The organism is Salinibacillus xinjiangensis (genome assembly GCF_009649735.1).
Classification (GTDB): Bacteria; Bacillota; Bacilli; order Bacillales; family Alkalibacillaceae; genus Salinibacillus; species Salinibacillus xinjiangensis.
In genome coordinates this window covers 1-23239 of record NZ_WJNH01000017.1, presented here as the reverse complement: position 1 = coordinate 23239, position 23239 = coordinate 1, and the positions used below count along the sequence as shown (strand labels likewise).

The following is a 23239-nucleotide window of genomic DNA, read 5'->3' as shown; positions in this document are numbered from 1 at the left end:
CACACTTCATATGATAGTTTTTATACTTAACAAACGTACAAAAATGCTTTGGCGAAAACACCAAAGCCTCCTTGTATTTTCATATTATTGAATAAAGTTGTCTAACTCATGGTAATTTGGATTACGATTTAAGGACTCTTCACAGTGATCACAAATTGCCTTCACTTCCATATTTCCATCATGATTGTAATCAATCATTTCATTTCGTTCATCATTTGTTAAAACATGAAGTCCTAGCTGTTCTTCATTGACATAGGATTGTTGCAACTCGCCAATTTTATTTCCACAATGGCGGCATCGGTAAATAACAGCCATACCTACCCCTCCTCGAAAAAACTTCATCATCAGTTTTTCCGAAGTTAGAGGTGATTATACTTTAAATATATTAACGGTTGTATTCATTCATAACTTCCAAGAATGGGTTTTCGAACCAAGATTCACAGGCCTCAACTGCTAGCTCTACGCTTTCTTTCATTTTAGGCTGTTGTTCCTCTGAAAACTTCCCTAACACATAATCCACGATCGGAATATTTGATTCGGGGCGTCCTATTCCAATTCGAATTCGTTTGAAATTTTTTTCTGCCGTTTTATCAATAATGTTTCTAATTCCATTATGACCGCCATGGCCACCCTTTTGGCGTAAGCGTATTTTTCCTGCTGGCAGGTCTAAGTCATCATAGATAACAACAAGGTCTTCTATACTTAAGTTGTAAAATTCTAAGAATGGGCGAACCGCTTCACCAGATAGGTTCATATAGGTTAACGGTTTAATGAGTAACACCTTTTCACCATTGATGTGTTCGGTTGTGTATTGCGCATTAAATTTCTTCTTGGAAAGGGACCAGTTATGTTTCTCTGCTAATTCATCAATGACTTTAAAGCCAATGTTATGTCTTGTGTCTTCATACTTGGCGCCAGGATTCCCGAGTCCGACAATACATTTCATTGCTTCTTCCCTCTTTCACATTTAAAATAGCTATCATATATAATAGCAATTGCTGTATGTATAAATTTTACCGTATAGTAAAAAAAGGCCAAATCCTTATAATTTGGCCTATCTTATATGCTATAGATTTTGTATCATCTATAAGTAAAAAGCTTTATTCTTCCTCAGCACTTCCATTATCAGCTTCTGGCTCCTCTTCAGCTGAATCTCCTGCTTCTTCCTCATCTTCTGCATTAGGATTTTGCGGTGGAAGAACTGTTACAATCGTTGTTTCTTCATCGTTTAAAATCTCGTAGTTGCGACCTTCTTTAAGGTCACCAACTGTTAAGCCTTCACCAATAGCTAATTCTGAGATATCAATATTGATGACATCTGGAATTTCATCAGCTCTAGCTCTCACATTTAACTGGTGTAAGGTTTGTTGTAACACTCCACCATCTTTTTGACCCAACGCCTCACCTTCTAAATTAATGGATACCTCCACATCTACAACCGAGGACTTGTCCACTAAATAAAAGTCTGCATGGATGAGCTCATCCTTCATTGGATCAGACTGGTAATCATAAAGCATCACACTTAAAGAATTATTCCCTTCAACTTCAAGAGAGAAAACTGCATTTCTGCCTTCTTCACGTAGTGTTTTGATTAGTTCTAAGCTATCAACTGCTATCGTTTTAGGTTCTTTTCCTTTCCCATAAACGACGGCTGGTACAGAGCCTTGATTTCGTAATTCTCTGGTGTTGGAACGACGTAAATCTTCTCTTTTACTAGCTTTAATTGTTGCTGTCATAGAACAATCACCCTCCAAATTTTATACACTATTTTTATTTCTTCCCTTAACTAATTGTGAATAAACCTCTAAGGTGTGATGTCATTCATTTGATTAATCAAAAAGAACACTAATGGATTTTAATTCATGAACCCTGCGAATCGCTTCTCCAATAAGCTCTCCGACAGATAGTTGTGTAATCTTATCTATCTTTTTACTGTCAGGTAACGGGATGGAGTTAGTGACTACTAGCTCTTTTATTTTAGAATTTTGAATCCGTTCAATCGCAGGACCAGATAACACAGGGTGTGTGGAACAAGCATATACTTCTTTTGCGCCATTTTCAATGAGTGCATTGGCTGCAAGTGTCATTGTTCCTGCTGTGTCGATGATATCATCAATTAAAATAGCCGTTTTTCCTTCTATATTCCCGACAATATTCATAACCTCTGCTACATTTGGTTTTGGTCTACGTTTATCAATAATCGCAATTGGAGCCTTTAATAAGTCTGCCATTTTACGTGCTCTCGTTACACCACCATGGTCAGGGGAAACAATAACAGGGTCATCTAGTTTTTTCTCTTCAAAGTACTCGGAAAGAATCGGAACACCCATGAGGTGGTCGATTGGTACATCAAAGAATCCTTGTATTTGTGGTGCATGAAGATCTAAAGTAACCACTCGAGTAGCTCCAGCTGTTTCTAATAAGTTTGCGACTAACTTAGACGTAATAGGTTCTCTTGAGCGTGCTTTACGATCCTGTCTTGCATAACCATAATATGGAATAACAACGTTAATCGTACGTGCAGAAGCTCTCTTTAAAGCATCAATCATAATAAGCAGTTCCATTAGGTGATCATTAACTGGCTCAGAAGTCGATTGGATGATGTAGACGTCACATCCACGGATACTTTCCTCGATATTAATTTGGATTTCCCCGTCACTAAACGTTTTTACAGAACATTTTCCAAGCTCCGTTCCGATATTTTCGGCAATTTCCTCAGCAAGCTTTGGATTTGAATTTAAGGTAAAAACCTTTAACAACGGATCTTTGTAATGGTTGGACATTTTCTTTCTAAACCTCCATTATTCTTTGCTATTTTTTCGCTTTGCGATATATCCTTCTTTGTTTGTTTGTCGCGAACGTGCAATTGAAAGGGACTCCTCTGGCACGTCTTCCGTAATGGTTGAACCAGCGGCAACATATGCACCCCTTTTCACTCTAACAGGGGCGATTAGATTCGAATTACAACCAACAAAAGCCCCGTCTTCAATCACTGTTTTATGTTTATTCTCGCCATCATAATTCACGGTAATAGTGCCACAACCAATGTTTACTTCTTTTCCAACCTCAGCATCTCCAATGTAGCTTAAATGAGATGCTTTGCTTCCTTCCTCAAAAACTGCTTTCTTCACTTCAACGAAATTACCAATCTTAACTTCATTATGGATGTTTGAGTCTGGGCGAATATGTGCAAATGGGCCAATTTTCACATGGTTACCAATATGACTATCATGCGCAACACTTTGTTTGATGATTGTGTCAGAACCAACTTCACAATTTTTTATTTCTGAATGTGGACCTATAACCGTTCCTGTTTGTATGTTCGTATGGCCATCTATAATAGAACCAGGATAAATCACAACATCTTGTTCTATTTTCACCTCAGGTCCAATATAGGTTTGGTCTGGATCAATTAAACTTACACCATTTCTCATGTGCTTCTCATTAATTCTCTTTCGCATATTCTTTTCAGCGCGAGAGAGAGCGACACGATCATTTACTCCCATGGTCTCATTGATATCATCTGTTTTATGAGCAATAATTTTCTCGCCCTGTTGTTTTACGATTTCAATCACATCAGGAAGATAGTATTCCCCTTGTGCGTTATCATTTGATACATTTTTAAGTGCTTCAAACAATGACTGATTATCAAAACAATATGTACCTGTATTGATCTCGCTAATTTTCAATTCATCTTCACTTGCATCTTTATGTTCAACAATCTTCTCAACTTCATTTTGTTTATTTCGTACGACTCTTCCATAGCCTGTTGGATTAAGCACTTCAGTAGTTAACACAGACACCTTCGCATTTTCCTGCTCATGCTTGGAAATAAGTGCCTCCATTGTTTCGGCTGTTAATAGAGGAGTATCTCCACATACCACGATGGTTGTGCCCTGCTCTTTACCTAATAGGGAATCGGCCATCATCACCGCATGTCCTGTACCTAATTGTTCTTCTTGTATCACAAATTCAGAAGCTTCACCTAGCTGTTCCTTAACTTTTTCAGCTCCAAAACCTACGACTGTAATCAATTTACTTAAGTGCAATTGGTTAAGCTGATCAACCACGTGTTGTACCATCGGTTTTCCGCAAACTGGGTGCAGCACTTTGTATAATGAAGACTTCATTCTGGTCCCTTGTCCTGCAGCTAATACAACTGCAAACCGATTTGTCATGTATTACCCTCCATCCACTTTCAAGTGAGATTATCCTTAAAGTTCGCTATACTAAACTTTAGTATGTATGTACCGTACTATATTATAGCAAAGAATAGATAAAACATGAACCAAAGTGGATACGCTTTCGATAATTAATGAAGGAGCTCTTTTTAATTACTTCCGAATAAACGGTAAATTTGTATACGGAATGCTGTATTGCATGATTTGAGCAAAAAAAAGAAGCCTAATCGTGATGACTAGACTTCGTTTTCTCTTATCTAAGAAGCACCGGCTTCTTCATATTCGACCTCTTCTTCACCTGCACGATGATACTCTGCTAATACCGCATCCTGGATTTTTGCACGAGTGTTTGAGTTGATTGGATGTGCAATATCACGGAATTCGCCATCAGGAGTACGCTTACTTGGCATCGCTACAAATAAACCATTATTCCCGTCAATAACACGGATGTCGTGTACAACGAACTCTTGGTCCAAGGTAATTGATGCTATTGCTCGCATTCTGCCATCAGTGTTCACGCGGCGTAATCTCACGTCTGTAACTTCCATTCTGTCTCACCACCTTTTCCCCTAGAACTTATTATGCAATATTCCACAAATATACAGAAATTCCTTCTAATTTTCAAAAAAATTTTTTAAAATAAAATTTATTAAAAAAAGTGTTGTAGCTTAGAAGGATGCTTTAACTTACGAACAACAAAAAACACACAGTTTAATTAATTCCACTGTGTGTTATTGCAACTTATTCTGTAAAATAATTTCCTTTTACAGCTTCAATACGTTGTTCTTTAATGTCAACGTCCTGAATTTTTATTAAGGAATAATACTCATCTATGACTCGTTCTTCCTCTTCATCCTCTGCCTCTGCTAAAACACCAATTCCAACGACATTGGCGTTAAACTCCTTAAGCAAGCTTTGCATACCTGTAATGGTTCCTCCTGCTTTCATAAAATCATCTATGATGCAGACATTGGCACCCTCTGGAAGGCTACGTTTTGATAGGACCATTGTTTGGATTTTTCGTGAAGAGCCTGAGACATAATTAATGCTGACTGTCGATCCTTCTGTTACTTTCGGGTCTCTTCGCACAATAATTACTGGGACATTTAAAATATTCGCAACCGCGTAAGCTAAAGGAATTCCTTTTGTAGCAACTGTTACAATATACTCAATCCTTTTATCAGCAAAAGCAGTAGCAAATATTTTCCCTAAATTACGAATGATATCAGGGTCACCTAATAAATCACTCATATATAAATATCCACCCGGAAGAATTCGTTCCGGCTCTTCTAGACGTTTACAAAGCTCATCAATAAAACGAATGCTATTCTCACGTGAATATAAAGGAATATATTTGACTCCTCCTGCAGCCCCTGCTACTGTTTCCAATTTACCGATACCCTGGTATTGAAACATTTCATCTACAATATCTAAGTCCTCACTTATTGACGACTTTGCCGCACCATATTCCTCTGAAAAATAAGGTAAGGAGATAAGTACACGCGGATGTTCCAATAAAAAATTTGTCATCGCTACAAGTCTTTCACTTCTTTTCACTGCTTCCACCCCATAAACCGAATGTTATAAGTGAATATTACATGTTTATACGGATTTTATCAACCGCTTTTCCTGATTATCCATAATTTCATCTATTATTCTACCCTAACATTCGAACTACATATACCTCTTCACAAAAGCCACGTAAACTATTGTAAATCCGCTCTGCACGCGTCTGTTTACGCGTCAGGCCAAAAACAGTTGGACCACTCCCGCTCATCAATACGTTGTCCGCACCTGATTGGATCATTTGCTCTTTAATTTGTTTAATCTCTGGATGCATATCAAGTGTCACCGACTCCATAACATTTCCAAGGTTTTGATACATCCCTTGATAGTCCCCATTTTTTATAGCTGTAATCATGGCCTCAGTATTGATACGGTTTAAACGATTCAAATTAAGGCGTTCGTAAATGGATTTGGTAGAAACGCCAATTGTCGGCTTCGCTAAGATAACCCAACAGCTTGGCACAGAAGGAAGCTTTTCGATTTGCTCCCCGCGCCCTTTGGCTAGGGCTGTCCCTCCATAAACACAAAAAGCAACATCAGATCCAATTTCTGTCCCAATTTCAGCTAATTGATCATAGGAAAGTCCTAGGTTCCAGAGAGTATTTAAACCGCGTAGTACTGCAGCTGCATCACTGCTTCCACCTGCAAGTCCCGCTGCGACCGGAATTTGTTTAAAAATCGAGATTTTAATACCTGTTTGGATATTAAATTTGGATTTAATCAATTCTGCCGCTTGATAAGCTAAGTTACGATAGTCATCTGGAACATACCGTTTTTCGGAATATATTTGAATGGTGTCTTTGTTAAGCTCACTAAGCTGGATTTGATCATACAAATCTACAGTGGTCATCACCATTTCCACCTCATGATATCCATCATCACGTTTATGTAAAACATCTAAGGTTAGGTTTATTTTAGCGGGAGCTTTTTCTAGAAGCATGCTCTCACCTTCACTTTCGAGATAGTCTTTCAAATTGTAACATAAGTGTTTAAAGTTTGGCGAGATAATCCTCACTTCATGATGGGGAGTTGACGGGCTTAAGATTACGTAATTGTCTTAATTATTATTGGTAAGTAGACATTATGGCTTTAATAAATATTCATTTCTAAAAAAACACAGACAGATCATTAAGATCTGTCTGTGTTCTGGTTAGATAATTGGCCTTCAGCAATTTCAATGGCTCTCTTCACCATATTACCAGCATCCTTGGCACGGATGCCTCCCCATCCCTCTTTTTGCACAGTGTCGTAAAAACCTAAATCTTTCGCTAGCTCTTCTTTAAACTGTTCTGACATCATGCCCCTTCGTCCAGCCAAAGGTAACAGCTCCCTTCGAAGAATCGTTTTTACGACATTTTTATTTTGACCACTATTTACATTGAATACACAAGTTAAAAATTGGGTTTTATGTAAAATAACCCACAAAAAAGCAGTAAACCTAGTTTACTGCCCCTCAAGCCATTTTGCTTAAATCGTCAATGAATTTCAACTCAACGGTTTCAGTTAACACATCAGCGTAACTATATGAAACCCGCTCAAATGAATTTTCATCTTGGTCGAGCTCAACAATAAATACAGCTGGATATGTTTCAGCTAAAATACCGCTGCGTTTAATGGTTTTTCTACGGCCACCGTTAGCTTTCAAAGTAAGTCTTTTACCAATACGTCCATCTAATACTTGCTTAATTTCCGCTAATGTTTTTGGCACTTCACTCCACCTCACTATTAATAAGATAACATAAACAACCTATTTCGTCAAATAAAACATAACATTATATCAGCTATTTATCGAACATGTCAACGCAAAATGCACCATTCCTTCCTATTTTTCCAGGATTCGAAAAAATAATGCATAAAATCTTCAAAAATTCGACTTTTATATACATTTCTAGACTTTTATATGCTTCTCATTCTACTAGCCTTAAAACTTGTCCTAAAAAGCATTAATAAACCACGACAAATACGCAATTTGTCGTGGTTTTTTCATTAACCCATTAATAAGGCCTTAACTCCTGATTTTCGCTTTCATCTGAAAATGGCATACCTGTTCTAAATAATCCTCTAGTTTCGACGCCACCGATTCCTTTTTCGCCTGTTAGCGTATTTCGCAGTACATCCCAAACCTTTATTTTATCCATAAATGACGTGTAGCCGACTTTGGCCGCTATATATACAGGATCTAAGGCATGAATATTTATTCTAGAGGGTGAGCTAGCAAAGTTTGCACCAGCTCGAATTAAGGATTCAAAATGAGATTGGCATGCACCAGCAAAAATGACTAATTGATCTAAGTGGGGTATATACCGTCTAGCCTCGCGAACAGTTTCGGCAAAAAACCTTGAGTGCCGGTATGCTCTTATATCACTCTTATCTCCTTTATTTTTGGAAAAGGAATCATGTCCTGTAATAACAAGAATATCTGGCTGTATTTTTTCTAATAGCTCACGTATTTGATTTGGCATTTCTTTTTCATTTAAATGGACGCCATGAACCTGTAAGCCAAGTCTTTTATAGAGAGTTATACATTTCTTTAAAAACAATTGGTCCCCATCTATGTGTAAGACTCTAGGAGGAATTTGAAAATGTTTAATTTCATCATTATAACTAGTGGAGGTTTCGTGCTCTCTTTTTTTACGCATAAGTTGATAATCTTGACGAAATAATCGAAAGGAAAAGTCCTCTTTCTTTTGTTCCTCCTTTTTCCGCTTTGTGATTTCCGCTCTTGTGACTTTTACTAAATCATTTGGTTCGGCATCAGCCTCTAATCGAAACTCTTCACCATATAACTTCACAAGATGGCCTTCAACTTTTTGTATACGAAACAAAAGGTCATGATTGTGTGAAATCCTTGTTACAAGATCCCCTTTTTGCCACTGCATGATTTCTCCTCCTCAACATTACAACTCCTACAATAGTTTATTTCAGAGGAAAAGTAGATGTTACATAAACCAATTTATTTTATTTAAATTCTATAGAGCACCCTTTCTCTTAATCAAAAAACCAACAGCTCATCCTATGGTTGGCTGTTGGTTAGGTTCTGTTTATCAATAAATGTATTAGCTAGTGTAGCAAATTCCTCGATCGTAAGCGATTCTCCACGACGCGATCCATCTATATTAGATTGCGCTAAAACCTCAACAATGTTCGACTTATCTAATTTACCCTTAAAATGCCGAATCAAATTATTCATTAAAGTTTTACGACGCTGTCCAAAGGATGCTTGTACAAGCTCAAAGAAAAATGTTTCATCCTTAACCTCTACAGGAGGATTTGATCTCATTTTTAACTGTAATACCGCTGAATTCACATTAGGCTGGGGCATGAAAACCGATTTAGGTACATTCATTACGATTTGTGACTCAGTATAATATTGTATGGCAATGGTAAGGGAACCATATTCCTTGGTCTTAGGTTTTGCAGACATACGTTCCGCAACCTCTTTTTGAATCATAACCGTAATCGATGAAACTGGAATTCTTGCCATCAATAGATTCATCAATATGGGTGTTGTAATGTAATACGGCAAATTAGCTACTACTTTAATTTCTTGTTGTTCAGTAAACTGCTCGTCAATAACTTCAGGAATATTAGCCTTTAAAATATCTTGATGAATAACTGTAACGTTCTCATAAGGGGACAGGGTTTCCTTTAATACGGGTATTAGCCTTTGGTCAATTTCAAATGCCACTACACGATCCGCTCTTTGTGCAAGCTGTTCAGTTAAAGCCCCTATACCAGGACCAATTTCGATAACCCCTGTAGACGAGCCTATGCCCGCCTGCTCTACAATGTTTTTCATCACATTGACATCAATAATAAAGTTTTGTCCTAGGCTCTTTTTAAAGGAAAAACCAAACTTCTTTAAAATATCCTTTGTACGCGAGGGGGTTGCGATTGCTTTGCTATTTTCCATCCTTTTGTTCCTCCTGCAAAATTTCTTCCATACTGGCGATAAAATCAGCTTTTGATACCCTAAAGATATTTAACCTCTTTTCAAGCTGTTTTGCATTGGTGAACCCTATATTTAGTTTTTCTCCTAATTTTTTTCTTCTATCACTTGCCTTTTGACTTCCAACTAAACCAAAATCAATTAAATCACTTTTGGTAAAGTGAACGTCAGGCTCACCTGTGACCTCGTATACCTTTTTTAGTGCTGCTTGTATGTCTTTAGAAGTGGCATGTTCAATCCCTAGACCTTTTGTACCAATTGCTTGCTCGCGGGGCAGGAAAGCGTGCTTACAGCCAGGTACAGACTCGTCAATGATACTTCGAATGCGTTGTCCTGGATAATCGGGATCTGTAAAAATAATGACTCCTCTTTTTTCTTGTGCGTGTTTTATTTGATTTAGTGTAGATTGATTTACAGCTGATCCATTGGTTTCAATCGTATCAGCATTTACTGCGCGCTTTACAGCTGTTGTATCATCTTTTCCCTCTACAACAATAATTTCCTTTATGTACAATGAATATGTCCTCCTACTTGCTATATCTTTAACCGTTAGATATCCTATTCCATCTTTAAAAGTTTACACTATAATAAGTAGAAAGCAAAAGTAAAGACAGAGGATTCATTTCCTCTGTCTTATTTATACTTTAAAATATTAACTTTGCCGGAATAAAGTATAAAGAAAAAACATCGACTTTCGCCATTACAGGCGACAAGTCGTGTTTTTCTAATAAACCTTTACTTTTACTTTTTTATGTCCATAGCCGCCACTGTACTGACTTGAATGTTTAAATAAATCAATTCGATTTCCTTTAATTGCCCCACCTGTATCTCCAGCTATTGCATAACCGTACCCTTCAACCCATACTTTAGAGCCTAATGGAATGACGTTTGGGTCCACTGCAACCACTTTTTTACCAGGAGCATTGCGTAAATCAATTCCAGTTGCAGTTACGCCACTACAACCGTTACATTTTTCGGTATAAACTGTCGCGGTCATATAGTATTCTTTAACGACCTCTCCATCATCTCCACGTGAAACGGTAGGTGTTGGAGCAGCTGGCTTCGTACCTAGTGCAACAATTTGGTCTTGGCTTTCTTTCTCTACTTCTTCGCCAATAAGTTCCCGATCAACCTCTTCGCCATTTTCCAACGTCACTTCATAGCGTTTGGTCACGACGCCTTCTTGACCTTCCTGAACAACTTTACGTTGCCCTTTCGTCAAGTCATCATCATTTCTTGTGACTGTTGCATAATCAATCGTTTCTTTCACCACGTCTTCAACCTTCTCAACTCTGGTGATGGTCACGGATGACTTCTCAGAAATGGTTTCGTCTTTATCTTGTTTAAGTTTGTCTAGCTTACTTAGCTCGATTCCTTCTTTTTTGAGAAATTCACCAATTGTGTTAGCTGTCGTCCAAATTTTCTTTTCTTCGCCCCCATCGTTTAATGTTACTTCGTAGGCTTTATCGATTTGAACTTCTAATCCTTCGCTAATTTCTGTTGATGGTTTTACTGAAACTTCATCATGTTCGTTTACTTCGATATTTTTTTCGGCAAATAATTCACCAATTGTATCTGCTGTCGTATAATATTCTTGTGTTTCATCTTCTACTGCTACTTTTACTTGTTTTGCCTCTTTATAGGCAATCTCTATTCCTTGTGAAAGTTCAGCTTTTGGGCTTGGTAAAACTTCATCATGTTTGTTTACGTCAATGTTCATTTCATTTAATAATTCATCTACTGTATCAGCATGTGTACGGACCGATTGCTCTTCACCATTAATGACTAGCACAACATCGTTTTTCGTTGTTTCATAGATTAAGATGCCTAGTGAGGCAATTAGCACGATAGCACTTGTGATTATCATGACAAGCTTCTTTGAACCTCTCAGATAAGAAGTAAGTTTTGATAGCTTTTTCATTTCCGGCTTTGCCTCCTTTGCACGCAGTGTAGTATAACGACTACATACAAAACTGTCAATTAAGCCAAATTACTAGTCTATAAAAATAAGGAGCTAGCAATTGTGCTTGGCTCCTTAAATATTATTGGGTTTTTCGGTTTTTTTAAACACTTTCGGCCCTTTTTTAATTGAAATGTAATATAAAAAAGCCCTTTGTAACATAATTTTAATCTTGAACCCTAAAAAATTCCTTTGCATTTTGGGTTGTAATGGCTCCAATTTCCTCTAAAGTCATTTCCTTGAGCTCTGCCACCTTTTCTGCTACTAACTTTACATAGGCAGGTTCATTTCGCTTTCCACGGTTTGGATGTGGGGCTAAAAATGGACAGTCCGTTTCAATGAGCAAGCGATCTAAAGGCACCACTTTGGCTACTTCCTTAGGTTCTTTCGCATTCTTAAACGTAACAGGTCCACCTAATGAAATATAGAAGTTCATATCGATGCACTTTAGAGCAATATCAGGAGTACTGCTAAAGCAGTGCATGATGCCACCTACTTCTTTTGCGTTCTCTTCCTCTAGAAGCTCAACAATGTCCTCTGTCGCTTCCCGATTATGGATGATAATCGGTAGTTTTACCTTTTTAGCTAACGCAATTTGTTTACGGAAGACTTCTTTTTGGACATCCTTAGGTGACTTATCCCAATGATAGTCCAAGCCCATTTCACCAATGGCTACTACCTTGGGATGGGCGGAAAGTTCTTCAATCCATTTTAAATCCTCATCGGTCATATCTATGGCATCTACTGGGTGCCAGCCGACTGCTGCATAAATATGTTCATATTGCTCTGCAATTTCAATAGCTAATGGGATGGTTTTACGGTCGAATCCGACGACTACCATATATTCAACGCCTGCATCCTCTGCGCGTTTAATCACTTCTTCTCGGTCTTCCATGAACTCATCAGCATTTAAATGAACATGTGTATCAAAAAGCATTTTTATATCACCTCTCTGATTCGTAAAAAAGGTTAAGCGCAAAAAGCACCTAACCTTTTCTTTTTTTATTATTTTACCTTTGCACCATTTGGCAGGGATTGATCAACTGTTGCGAGTGATAGGTTTCCTTTGTCATCTTCTCCCGCTAAGATCATTCCTTGTGATAATTCTCCACGTAATTTCACCGGTTTTAGGTTCGTTACGCAAATTACTTTTTTTCCTTTTAAGTCTTCAGGGCTATAGTATTTGGCGATCCCTGAAACGACCTGTCTTTTTTCCGTACCTAAATCAAGTTGGATACGTAAGAGTTTATCAGCCTTTTTCATTTTTTCTGCCTCAATGACTTCCGCTACCTTTAAATCAACCTTCATAAAGTCATCAATGGCTATTTCATCAGTATCTGACTCTTCCTGTTGCTGCTCCTCTTGCTTAGCAGGATTACTCATCATATCTTTAATCGCTTGAACCTCTTCGTCCACATCTAAACGAGGGAAAATAGGCTTACCCTTTTCCACCTTTGTACCAGGCTCAATAGCTCCAAATTCTTTTAAGCTATCCCAAGCGGACAACTTGTCATCTTTTACGCCAATTTGGGTAAAGATTTTATTTGGCGTGCTTGTTAGGAATGGCTGAAGCATAATCCCAATATGACGTAAGGATTCCACTAGGTGAGCCATCACATTACCAAGGCGGTCCTTTTTACTTTCATCCTTTGCCAGCACCCATGGCTCTGTCTCATCAATATACTTGTTGGTACGGCTTACGAACTGCCATAGCTTGGTTAAAGCAACCGAAAACTGCATTTCCTCCATTGCATCCTCAACCTGCTTTTGTGTATCGAACGCAAATTGCTCTAGTTCAGCATCAACAGATTCTTCCTTGTTGGTAAGCTGTGGAATCTCACCATTAAAATATTTATTAATCATAGCCACTGTACGATTCAATAGGTTACCCAGGTCATTGGCTAAATCAAAGTTTGACCTCTCCACAAATCCCTCTGGCGTAAACACACCGTCAGAACCAAAAGGTACTTCTCTTAATAGGTAATAACGTAGTGAATCTAATCCGTAACGGTCAATTAAGTCAACTGGATTAACGACATTCCCTTTGGACTTAGACATTTTTCCGTCCTTCATTAACAACCAGCCATGCGCAAATACCTTTTTAGGTAATGGAAGATCTAATGCCATAAGCATAATTGGCCAATAAATCGTATGGAATCGAACAATTTCCTTTCCAACTAAGTGCACATCAGCAGGCCAATATTTTTGGTAGCGTTCATCATCGTCTGTTCCATAGCCTAGTGCTGTAATATAGTTGGTTAACGCATCAATCCATACATAGATAACGTGCTTAGGATCACCAGGTACTTTAATTCCCCAATCAAATGTGGTTCTAGAGACCGCTAAATCCTCAAGACCTGGTTTAATAAAGTTATTAATCATTTCATTTTTACGAGTTTCAGGCTGAATGAACTCAGGATTGTCTTCATAAAAAGCGAGTAGACGATCCACATACTTGCTCATCTTAAAGAAATAGGATTCCTCTTTAACAACTTCTACAGGGCGCCCACAGTCAGGACAGTTTCCATCCACTAATTGACGCTCAGTAAAGAAGGATTCACATGGTGTACAATAGGAACCCTCGTACTCATCTAAGTAGATGTCCCCTTTTTCTACTAATTTGGCAAATATTTTTTCCACTATTTTTTTATGACGATCCTCGGTTGTTCTGATAAAATCGTCATTGGAAATATCAAGCTTCTTCCATAAATCTTGAATTCCATCAACAATCTGATCCACATATTGAATCGGGGTTACCCCTTCTTCCTCCGCTTTACGTTGAATTTTCTGCCCATGTTCATCCGTACCTGTTAAATACATAACATCAAATCCACGTAATCGTTTATACCGAGCCATCGCATCACCAGCAACAGTCGTATAAGCGTGACCAATATGTAAGTTTCCGCTTGGGTAATAAATCGGTGTGGTTAGATAAAAAGTGTTTTTTTCTTTTGGCATCCCTATACCTCCTTGACCTCGTCGAAAGCTATTGTTTAAAACAACATATATCCGTTAATTCTTGAGAGTATAAATAAAAAGGATTATACTGTATTATTTTAACGTTTTACCCCCATGATTTCCATATCTAACAGAATACTATACATAAGAGCATTTTAATTTGTCAATTTATATACCCTAGCCTAGACCATTTCCTCTCCGCTTTAAGATTCATGTTTACTTTTTTGAAAACGGGGTAAATACCTTGTAAATATTTGTTTCTAACTACATGAAATTACAAACAAAGCAATTGACAACTATTGACAAATAGTGATAGAATTCATGTCGAAAGATGACGAATAAAAAGAGAAAAAACAGAATGATCGAGAGGGGAAATTATTATGAAATCCACTGGTATCGTCCGTAAAGTAGACGAATTAGGACGTGTTGTTATTCCAATCGAGTTGCGTCGCACACTAGATATCCATGAAAAGGATTCATTAGAAATCTATGTGGATGATGATCGTATCGTGTTGAAAAAGTATCAACCATCTAATACTTGCCACATCACAGGCGAAGTATCAAACGACAACATCAGCTTTGCAGATGGAAAATTAGTTCTTAGCAAAGAAGGCGCACAACAACTATTGAACGAAATTAAAGATAAAATTGATGCATAAACAATAGGATTGGAATCGAAAATGGGGAAGGTTGCCTTGATATATCAAGGCAACTTTTTATTTATTTACACATTAGAAAAGCATAAAATTTTAGCTAGAAGAATTGGCGACGTAGCGCGAAAAATTTTAAGTACTAAGTATAAGTGCAACTACGCCTCTGTTTACACCTTTCAGATTTGCCAATCGGCTAGTTTTCTTTATGAAAAATCTCGTAAACCTCTCGCTTCGGAATCCCTCTCTCTTTAGCTACTTCCTTAATCGCATCCTTATTAGACATTCCTTTTTCTATTATGTAATGGTCAACATGGTCTAAAATTGATAAATCACTCCACCACTGCTCTTGGGATTCTTGTTCTTGTGAGGAACCTTCAACCACAATACAAAACTCTCCACGAACTTGGGCATCCTCTGAGTTCGTCCATTCCAATATCTCTTCTACTGTTCCCCTCACATACTCTTCATAGCGTTTCGTAAGCTCTCTTGCTAGTACTATCTTCCGTTCAGGACCCCATACGTCCTTCATACCTTTAAGCGTATCCTTAATGCGATAAGGAGATTCGTAGAACAACAAAGTCGCTTGAACATATTGAAGATTCGTTAATACTTCCTTTAGTTCTTTCTTTTTTCTTGGTAAAAATCCATAAAAGTAAAAATGCTCAGCAGGGAGACCTGAGCCAACTAAAGCCGTTAGTGCCGCATTTGCTCCAGGTAATACTACAACATCTACCCACTCACTTGCTTGTTCTACTAAATCAAAACCGGGATCTGAAATAACCGGCATGCCTGCATCACTTACTAAGGCAATGTTTTTGCCTGTTTTTAATTGTAGAATAATTTTTTCACCAACGGCTCCCTTATTATGTTCATGATAGCTAAAGGTAGGTGTTGAGATTTCAAAATGATTCAGTAGTTTTTGGGTCTGCCTAGTATCCTCCGCTGCAATGACATCTACATCTTTTAATATCTGTAATGCACGATACGTGATGTCCTCTAAATTCCCAATGGGAGTGGGAACAATATATAATTTTCCCTTTTCATCACTTGAAAAGCTCTTTTGAATATGCACCTACTTCCCACCCTTCCCATATAAAATTTCATGAAGCTCATCGGTGTAATTTCCATTATTATCATATACATATAATGGATTTAAAATTTTCAAATCCGGTTTCCCATCACGGGTACCCTCGATTAATAATGTATTAGCTTCTCTACCTTGCTTAGAATAAACAAATTGGATTCGCTTCGGCTCAAGGCGATACTTACGAAATAAGCTAATGATATCAACTAATCGCCCAGGTCGATGAACGAGAGCAACCTTTCCACCCGGACGAACAAGCTTTGCACAGGATTTTACTACATCCTCTAACGTACAGTAAATTTCGTGTCGAGCAATGGCTTGGTATTGATTTAAATTCTTTTCATCCTTCCCAGGTGTTTTAAAATAAGGAGGGTTACAGGTTACCACATCATACCTTCCATGTCCCAATACTTCTGGCATGTCCTTTAAATCACCACGGACCATGGATAGTTGTTCATCTAACTGATTGATTGATATGTTTCGCATTGCCATATCATAAAGTCTGTCCTGAATCTCTACACCCGTGATATTTGCGTATGACCTTCTGGAAAGCAGTAGGGGGATAACTCCATTTCCGCTACATAAGTCTAGAATATTACCTTTTTTGATTGGTACATATGCAAACTTAGCTAGTAAAACTGCATCTAATGAAAATGCAAAAATAGACGGACTTTGGATGATTCTCATATCTTCCTCTGATAATAAATAGTCTAGCCGTTCATCGTCCTTTAACGTTGCCATAAATCTTTCCCTCACTCTAGTGGGTATATTTTTCATGTATGTATAAGGATGCCCTTTTTTATCTAAAAACAAAAGTGGAAGAACCCTAAGGCCCTCCCACATTATCTTGCAAGTAGCGCCTTGTCTCCGAAGCTGACAGGGACGCTTACGTTTGCTGTTTATTTAGGAACAGTAGGCAAAAAAGACAGTCTTCTTCACCTCTAGGGCTCCCAAAGTGAACATTACAAATATGAAAACCTTCTTCATAAATCCTAGCTAAATTATCATAACCTTCTCCAACAGCTGCATCAGCCTTGGGCACATGGTTATCAGCTATGTTTTCTTTAGGCTCTGGATGGTTTTCAGTTTCACTTTCCAAGCGATTGCGCAAATGATGGTTTTCTACTGAAAGATGATGATTCTCCTCGATGAGTTGAACTAGGTTTCCTTTTAATTCACCAAACTGTTCATATAATTCACCAATTTGTTTTTCCAAATACGTAAATCTCTCAAATAGCTCTTTTTTATTCACGCTGGCTCTCCACCCCATTACTTTGTGGCTTACGTAGAAACGACTCCTTCATCGATTAATTCCTTCAATGAATATTCTATCACTCGTTCACCATCTTGAACCTCAATTTGTACTACACGTTCAAGTATGTTTAGGCCAACAACCTTACCTGCTCCCTCTGGAGTTTTAATGGGTTCTCCAATATCAGGTAATTCTTTTTTGGCTTGCTCGTAATCATCATTTTCATACTTCAGACAGCACATTAAACGTCCACACAAACCAGAGATTTTCGCAGGATTTAAAGATAAATTCTGATCCTTAGCCATTTTAATGGATACAGGCTCAAAATCACCTAAAAATGTGGAACAGCATAGCATTCTGCCACATGGGCCTATGCCCCCAAGCAATTTAGCTTCATCCCTTACTCCAATTTGGCGGAGCTCAATTCTTGTCTTAAATACAGCAGCTAGGTCTTTAACTAGATCACGAAAATCGACACGACCATCAGCTGTAAAATAAAAAATGACTTTATTACGATCGAATGTATATTCTACATCAACCAGTTTCATATCTAGTTGATGACTGTTAATCTTATTGCTGCATACGTCAAAAGCTTCCTGTGATTTATCTTTGTTTTCTAACACAGTCACTTTATCCTTTTCATCCGCGATGCGAATAACCCGTTTTAATGGAAGAACGATATCGTCCTCACCAACTTCTTTATGCGGTATGACAACTTTTCCGAATTCAATTCCACGAACCGTTTCCACGATTACGTAGTCATCTGTTGTCAAAGATAGGCCACTCGGGTCGAAGTAGTATATTTTTCCCGCCTGCTTAAAACGCACTCCTACAACTTCAACCAACTCTATCACCTCTGTATTTGAAGCACCAACTCCTCCATGACAAGTGTAGGATTGACATTTGCCTTGAGTTTGTTTTTTGCTTCCAATATTTTTTTTAACGCTTTCGTAGCCTGATCACGAGATAGCGAAAAGGTATATTTCTCGAACTTCTCCTTTTCGTCAATATATATAATGGTATCTTTACGCTCTATCAAATAAGAGACATAATCCCGATACCAAATCAAAAGTAGATCAAGACCAATTTGTGATTGATCCTTATCCTTAAAATGTGGGAGCCAATCATTGTGCAGAAAAAGAAATGCTTCGTCATTTCCTTCCATTAACACTTGTATTAATTTTATCACTATCGTTCGCCCTTTAGCAAACCAATCATCCTGACTAATTCGCTCTGCTTCCTCAAAATCATTGGTTAAAGCCGCACTGAATTTGCTAATAGGTTCGCTAATTCCGCTAGCGACAAGCCTAGATTCTAGTTGTTTTGTATTCAACGCCTTAAATGACATGGTTTGGCAACGGGAACGAATTGTATTTAAAATAGACTGACCATTTTCCGTTAACAGAATAGCCATCGTACTTCGTTTTGGTTCCTCCAAAAACTTGAGAAGTTGATTGGCGGCATTTGCTGTCATCGTATCAGCATGTTCGATAATGTAGACCTTTTGGTTAGACTCCATGCCGGTATATGTAAATTCCTTTTGAAGATGGGTAATTTGTTCCTTTTTAATGGATTGTCCATCTGGTTGAATGGGATGGACATCAGGGTGATTACCAGATTCAATCCGCTTACAATCTCGGCATTCATTACATGGATTAAACCCCTCCAGGTACTTACAAAAAAAACTTTTGGCAAGAAGAAAACTAGATTCCTTCTTGCCTGTACCTTTAGGACCTTGAAATAAATAAGCATGCGAAATTCTATTCTTTTTAATGCTATTTTCAAGCATTTTGGCCACAATTGGTTGAACGTTTTCAAAGTCGCCCCACGTATTCACTCTTCATTCACCCTTTTACGTATACAAGTTCATTAAAAGACCTTTAATTTCACCTATATGATCTAAAATATCAATTGACTTCTTTTCCTGATTTAAAACTGTTTCCGTTAAATCTGTAAGCTGCTGATCAATTTTTTCGACAATCGTAAGCTTTTGACTTTGTCCACCCATTGAAAAGCTTCTGGACTGTTTCAGGTCCATTCCATATTGAACAGCCTCATGGACAAATTCCTTAACCAACTGCTTATACTTAGCTAAGTCTTGAAAAGAGCGGAACCTAGCAACTTTTTCGCCCTGAGACGAAAGTTTTTCCATAAGACGGTTTAACTCGTGATCTCGCAGCTGACCCGCTTCCTTTTGAACCATGGATTCGAAGTTTTTTCCTTGTGAGGTATTCATCTGAAGTTTTTTTTGTGATGTTTCCATTTGTCCACGTATTTCCTGGCTAATTTTCAAGCCACACACCTACTTTGTTGATTAGAGTTGTTCACTAAAATTGAAAAAATGAATCGACTGGTAAAACAAATACTGTTGCTCCACCTACTTCAATTTTTACAGGCTTGGGGATATAAGAATCAGCATTGCCGCCCATTGGGGAGATTGGAGCCACCATTTGATCTCTTTGACTGCAATTCTTTTTAATTATCTCTAGGGCTGGGTCTACACGATCATCATTAACACCAACAATCAAAGTCGTATTTCCTTCCTTTAAAAAGCCGCCAGTGGAGGAAAGTTTGGTTGACTGAAAGTTCTCGTCAGCTAAAGCTTCTACCAAGCGGTTCGCATCTTTATCCTGGACGACCGCAAGTAATAATTTCATGAGCTCCCACCAAATCCTTTCTTATTTTATAAAAGAGTTCCGTATATCTTCTTATTCTATCATACAACGAATGAGATAAACGTAAAAGCACTTTTCTGCATGCATGTTGGGTGATAGAGTGCACAAATTGCGATAGATATTATAGGCTTTCTGTTTCGAAAGCCTATTTTATTATATGTGCTTTATCAAAAATTGTTTATTTAGCTACATGTTTTTCTAAATAAGACATGCAGGACTGAAGAACCTCATCTAGAGACTGATCTGCATCCACTCTTTTGATTCGATTTGGAAATTGTTTCAGTAACAGCTGGTATCCCTCATAAACCTTATGGTGAAAGTTTAGGCCCTCTAAATCTAAACGGTTTTGTTCGCGTTCCTTGTTTTCCCATATTCTCTCCATTCCCTTTTGGGGATTAATATCTAATAATAGTGTCAAATCAGGCATGCAGCTTTGAATAGCAAACTCATTTATTTGGCGAACCTCATCCATTCCTAATTCCCTGGCATAGCCTTGATACGCCAAGCTACTATCAATAAACCGATCACATAGCACAATATATCCTTCGTTTAGTTTTGGTAATACCCTTTCCACTAAATGCTGCCTTCTTGCTGCTGCATACAAAAGGGCTTCGGTACGTCCATCCATATTTGTGTGTGAACGATCTAGTATGACATTACGAATTTTCTCAGCGATTTCAATTCCACCAGGTTCACGTGTTTTGATGGTTTTGAATCCTCTTGCCTGTAATAGCTCGTACACTTTTTCGATGATAGAAGTTTTCCCTGCTCCTTCTACACCTTCAAACGTAATAAATGATCCTCTCACTTGATGATTCCCCTTTAGTTTCTACTTTAGTATTTCAATCCCTTTTTCCAAATCCTTACCTTCGTAGTGTATATGTCTATTCTGTCCTACTAGGCATTTTATTTCATGAACATGGTGTTTAAGAATTTGTTCTCCCTTTACAATGAATGGAATACCAGGTGGATAAGGGGTAACTACTTCTGCTGCATACTCACCGATAGCTTCCTCCCAAGGTACCCATACTTTTCTCATATTATTTAGTTTTTCATATGAAAAGGGGAGCTTAGTTATAGATGAAAAATCAATAACCGCTGATTCTATTTTATCATGCCCTGCTGGACTTTTTAATTCATTATTCAACGCCATTATAAGCTTATGGATGTTTTGATCATGATAATGAGGTTTTAGTCCATGTATCAACAGGATTTGATTAGTTGTCGACAGCTCCGGAAAAATATAACTTCTTTCCATAATACGAACAAATTGATCTATATCTCGGTAATTTCGAACCTGGATGGTTATTTTTAATGGATCATCCTCAGCCTGTTCTGGTAAAATATCCCATCGTGTTACTTGGTCTAATTGTGAGCGGAGCTTTTGAACACTCATTAACGTTTCCCTTAATTGATCCTCATGATAATGGGCTAAAAAGTAACGGGCTATGTCCAAAGATGCCATTAACGGATAGGAAGGACTACTTGACTGAAGCATGCGTAGATAGGATGCCACCTTTTGATTAGAGATTCGAGATGAATTAACATGTAAAAAGGATGCCATAGTCATTGCTGGTAGCATCTTATGTGCTGATTGTACAACAACATCAGCTCCAAGCGATGTAGCTGAAGGTGGAAAAGGCTCCCCCAAAATAAAGTGCGCCCCATGAGCCTCATCTACTAACACTGGAATATTACGCCCGTGGGCCAATTCAATCATTTTCTTTAGGGGATAAGTATGTCCAAAATAATCAGGATAGGTGAGAACAACAGCTTTCGATTCAGGGTATTGCTCTAGTGCTTCTTTTATTTGGTTTACATCAATTTTACTATAACGATTGGTTTTTCTTTCAAAAATGGGTGCGACAAATATGGGCTGAGCGCCAACTAATTCTAATGCATTCATGATGGACTTATGACAATTCCGTTGCACAATCACTTGATCTCCTGAACCACAAACCGAAAAAATCATAGCCAAATTACCAACAGTACTACCACCAACTAAAAAATAACTTTCCTCGACCTTGTATAACTGAGAGGTTAGCTCTTGCGCCTTCTGAATAGCAGATTCAGGATGATGAAGGTCATCCATTCCAGTAATCTCTGTTAAGTCATAGCGGAGTATATCCTGAAAAGCACCCAAACCTACTTCCGGAAAAACACTTCCATTTTTATGACCAGGTACATGAAAGGATTCCGGATTATTTTTGACATGCTTATTTAACGCCTCAAATATAGGAAGATTTTTTTGATTATGAACCATTAATTCCGACACCTCATTAGAAAACTAGATTTCGTATACATTCTATCAAATTTACATTAGGAAAGCAGGAAAGTGCGAGTACATCTAAACAAATATTCATTGCACAGAACACAAAAAAATGCCGAACATAAACGTCCGACATTTCTTATCTATGAAAATTGATTTGAATGATTAATAACCCTTAGCTTTTCTACAAAGTATTGATATTTCTCATCTCCAGGTTCCGTATTAATCATTTCCTGTTCACACTCTAAACAGATAAAGGTTGTGTAGACTGTGATTCCCTCCGCCTTTTCTTGATTACAAACCTGACATACCTTTTTAACAGCTGTTTGTTTACTCATAATCCCCACCTCCATTTCTATCATCTCCTAATCTAACAATTTATATACATGATTCATTTCATTGTTTTTATCATGGTATTCATTCACGGAATTCTCGGGATAGGTTATTTATGTAAATATGCAGATTTTTAGTGGGCGGAGGGAGGAAATAACAACCATTTCATGGCATAAAAAAGAATCGCAAGAACAAATTAATGCTCTTGCGATTCAAGTTGCCCAGCAGCGTCCTACTCTCGCAGGGGAAAAACCCCAACTACCATCGGCGCTGGAGAGCTTAACTTCTGTGTTCGGAATGGGAACAGGTGTGACCTCTCCGCCCTTGCTACTGGACATATGTTTTTGAAGTTTTTTTAG

General features: G+C 37.9%; 27 protein-coding genes and 1 rRNA gene. 1 reads left to right on the top strand and 27 read right to left on the bottom strand.

Features of this window, described 5'->3' with window-relative positions; all coding sequences use genetic code 11:
* Positions 1–84 precede the first annotated feature (84 nt).
* The 16 genes from GH754_RS18035 to metG form a co-directional block, all read right to left on the bottom strand.
* Complete coding sequence (locus tag GH754_RS18035) at positions 85–315, bottom strand: anti-sigma-F factor Fin family protein (protein WP_153730050.1); 231 nt, start codon at positions 313–315, stop codon at positions 85–87.
* 70 nt (positions 316–385) lie between these two features.
* Positions 386–946, bottom strand: coding sequence for an aminoacyl-tRNA hydrolase (pth, locus tag GH754_RS18030; RefSeq protein ID WP_153730049.1), 561 nt, complete (start codon positions 944–946; stop codon positions 386–388).
* A gap of 154 nt (positions 947–1100) precedes the next feature.
* Entirely contained in the window at positions 1101–1736 is a 636-nt protein-coding gene (locus tag GH754_RS18025) for a 50S ribosomal protein L25/general stress protein Ctc (protein ID WP_153730048.1), read from the bottom strand.
* A gap of 93 nt (positions 1737–1829) precedes the next feature.
* Positions 1830–2783: a ribose-phosphate diphosphokinase gene (locus GH754_RS18020; RefSeq protein ID WP_153730047.1), complete on the bottom strand. Its 954-nt coding sequence runs from the start codon at positions 2781–2783 to the stop codon at positions 1830–1832.
* Between the two features lie 18 nt (positions 2784–2801).
* Entirely contained in the window at positions 2802–4178 is a 1377-nt protein-coding gene (gene glmU, locus GH754_RS18015; RefSeq protein WP_153730046.1) for a bifunctional UDP-N-acetylglucosamine diphosphorylase/glucosamine-1-phosphate N-acetyltransferase GlmU, read from the bottom strand.
* A 260-nt stretch (positions 4179–4438) separates the two neighbouring features.
* Positions 4439–4729 carry a septation regulator SpoVG gene (spoVG, locus tag GH754_RS18010; RefSeq protein ID WP_153730045.1) on the bottom strand — a complete coding sequence of 97 codons (291 nt, stop codon included), beginning with the start codon at positions 4727–4729 and terminating at the stop codon, positions 4439–4441.
* 193 nt (positions 4730–4922) lie between these two features.
* The gene (gene purR, locus GH754_RS18005) at positions 4923–5738 is read right to left on the bottom strand and encodes a pur operon repressor (RefSeq protein ID WP_323742103.1); all 816 of its coding nucleotides are present in this window, start codon (positions 5736–5738) and stop codon (positions 4923–4925) included.
* 100 nt (positions 5739–5838) lie between these two features.
* Positions 5839–6687: a 4-(cytidine 5'-diphospho)-2-C-methyl-D-erythritol kinase gene (gene ispE, locus GH754_RS18000; protein ID WP_153730044.1), complete on the bottom strand. Its 849-nt coding sequence runs from the start codon at positions 6685–6687 to the stop codon at positions 5839–5841.
* 188 nt (positions 6688–6875) lie between these two features.
* A complete protein-coding gene (locus GH754_RS17995; protein WP_153730043.1) occupies positions 6876–7064 on the bottom strand; it encodes a small, acid-soluble spore protein, alpha/beta type in 189 nt (62 codons plus the stop codon).
* Positions 7065–7200: 136 nt separating this feature from the next.
* Positions 7201–7455 carry a biofilm formation stimulator Veg gene (veg, locus tag GH754_RS17990; RefSeq protein WP_323742102.1) on the bottom strand — a complete coding sequence of 85 codons (255 nt, stop codon included), beginning with the start codon at positions 7453–7455 and terminating at the stop codon, positions 7201–7203.
* Positions 7456–7741: 286 nt separating this feature from the next.
* Positions 7742–8626, bottom strand: coding sequence for a sporulation peptidase YabG (gene yabG / locus GH754_RS17985; RefSeq protein WP_153730042.1), 885 nt, complete (start codon positions 8624–8626; stop codon positions 7742–7744).
* 134 nt (positions 8627–8760) lie between these two features.
* Entirely contained in the window at positions 8761–9660 is a 900-nt protein-coding gene (gene rsmA / locus GH754_RS17980) for a 16S rRNA (adenine(1518)-N(6)/adenine(1519)-N(6))-dimethyltransferase RsmA (protein WP_153730041.1), read from the bottom strand.
* Positions 9650–10210 carry a ribonuclease M5 gene (gene rnmV, locus GH754_RS17975; protein WP_153730040.1) on the bottom strand — a complete coding sequence of 187 codons (561 nt, stop codon included), beginning with the start codon at positions 10208–10210 and terminating at the stop codon, positions 9650–9652. The genes rsmA and rnmV overlap by 11 nt, the downstream gene beginning before the upstream one ends.
* A gap of 210 nt (positions 10211–10420) precedes the next feature.
* Complete coding sequence (locus GH754_RS17970) at positions 10421–11617, bottom strand: G5 and 3D domain-containing protein (protein WP_153730039.1); 1197 nt, start codon at positions 11615–11617, stop codon at positions 10421–10423.
* A gap of 205 nt (positions 11618–11822) precedes the next feature.
* Positions 11823–12593: a TatD family hydrolase gene (locus tag GH754_RS17965; protein ID WP_153730038.1), complete on the bottom strand. Its 771-nt coding sequence runs from the start codon at positions 12591–12593 to the stop codon at positions 11823–11825.
* 68 nt (positions 12594–12661) lie between these two features.
* Positions 12662–14614 carry a methionine--tRNA ligase gene (metG, locus tag GH754_RS17960; protein WP_153730037.1) on the bottom strand — a complete coding sequence of 651 codons (1953 nt, stop codon included), beginning with the start codon at positions 14612–14614 and terminating at the stop codon, positions 12662–12664.
* Between the two features lie 380 nt (positions 14615–14994).
* Between metG and GH754_RS17955 the strand changes: the two genes are divergently transcribed.
* The gene (locus GH754_RS17955; RefSeq protein WP_153730036.1) at positions 14995–15273 is read left to right on the top strand and encodes an AbrB/MazE/SpoVT family DNA-binding domain-containing protein; all 279 of its coding nucleotides are present in this window, start codon (positions 14995–14997) and stop codon (positions 15271–15273) included.
* 187 nt (positions 15274–15460) lie between these two features.
* On the opposite strand, the gene rsmI is transcribed toward GH754_RS17955, so the two are convergent.
* The 11 genes from rsmI to rrf all read right to left on the bottom strand — a co-directional run bounded on the left by rsmI (position 15461) and on the right by rrf (position 23215).
* Entirely contained in the window at positions 15461–16339 is an 879-nt protein-coding gene (rsmI, locus tag GH754_RS17950) for a 16S rRNA (cytidine(1402)-2'-O)-methyltransferase (RefSeq protein ID WP_323742101.1), read from the bottom strand.
* Positions 16340–17092 (bottom strand): tRNA1(Val) (adenine(37)-N6)-methyltransferase, encoded by a 753-nt coding sequence (locus tag GH754_RS17945; protein ID WP_153730035.1) that lies wholly within the window; start codon positions 17090–17092, stop codon positions 16340–16342. It abuts the gene before it with no gap.
* A 145-nt stretch (positions 17093–17237) separates the two neighbouring features.
* Positions 17238–17603, bottom strand: coding sequence for a DNA replication initiation control protein YabA (yabA, locus tag GH754_RS17940; RefSeq protein WP_323742100.1), 366 nt, complete (start codon positions 17601–17603; stop codon positions 17238–17240).
* Positions 17604–17632: 29 nt separating this feature from the next.
* Complete coding sequence (locus tag GH754_RS17935) at positions 17633–18448, bottom strand: PSP1 domain-containing protein (RefSeq protein WP_153730033.1); 816 nt, start codon at positions 18446–18448, stop codon at positions 17633–17635.
* Positions 18449–18453: 5 nt separating this feature from the next.
* Positions 18454–19440, bottom strand: a complete 987-nt coding sequence (holB, locus tag GH754_RS17930; protein WP_323742099.1) for a DNA polymerase III subunit delta' — start codon at positions 19438–19440, stop codon at positions 18454–18456.
* 15 nt (positions 19441–19455) lie between these two features.
* Positions 19456–19905: a YaaR family protein gene (locus tag GH754_RS17925; RefSeq protein WP_323742098.1), complete on the bottom strand. Its 450-nt coding sequence runs from the start codon at positions 19903–19905 to the stop codon at positions 19456–19458.
* Positions 19906–19930: 25 nt separating this feature from the next.
* Positions 19931–20260, bottom strand: coding sequence for a cyclic-di-AMP receptor (locus GH754_RS17920; RefSeq protein ID WP_153730031.1), 330 nt, complete (start codon positions 20258–20260; stop codon positions 19931–19933).
* 196 nt (positions 20261–20456) lie between these two features.
* The gene (gene tmk / locus GH754_RS17915) at positions 20457–21086 is read right to left on the bottom strand and encodes a dTMP kinase (RefSeq protein WP_323742097.1); all 630 of its coding nucleotides are present in this window, start codon (positions 21084–21086) and stop codon (positions 20457–20459) included.
* 21 nt (positions 21087–21107) lie between these two features.
* Positions 21108–22541, bottom strand: coding sequence for an aminotransferase class I/II-fold pyridoxal phosphate-dependent enzyme (locus tag GH754_RS17910; RefSeq protein WP_153730030.1), 1434 nt, complete (start codon positions 22539–22541; stop codon positions 21108–21110).
* A gap of 149 nt (positions 22542–22690) precedes the next feature.
* Complete coding sequence (locus GH754_RS17905; RefSeq protein WP_153730029.1) at positions 22691–22885, bottom strand: sigma factor G inhibitor Gin; 195 nt, start codon at positions 22883–22885, stop codon at positions 22691–22693.
* Positions 22886–23099: 214 nt separating this feature from the next.
* Positions 23100–23215: ribosomal RNA gene (rrf, locus tag GH754_RS17900) — 5S ribosomal RNA — on the bottom strand.
* Positions 23216–23239 lie beyond the last annotated feature (24 nt).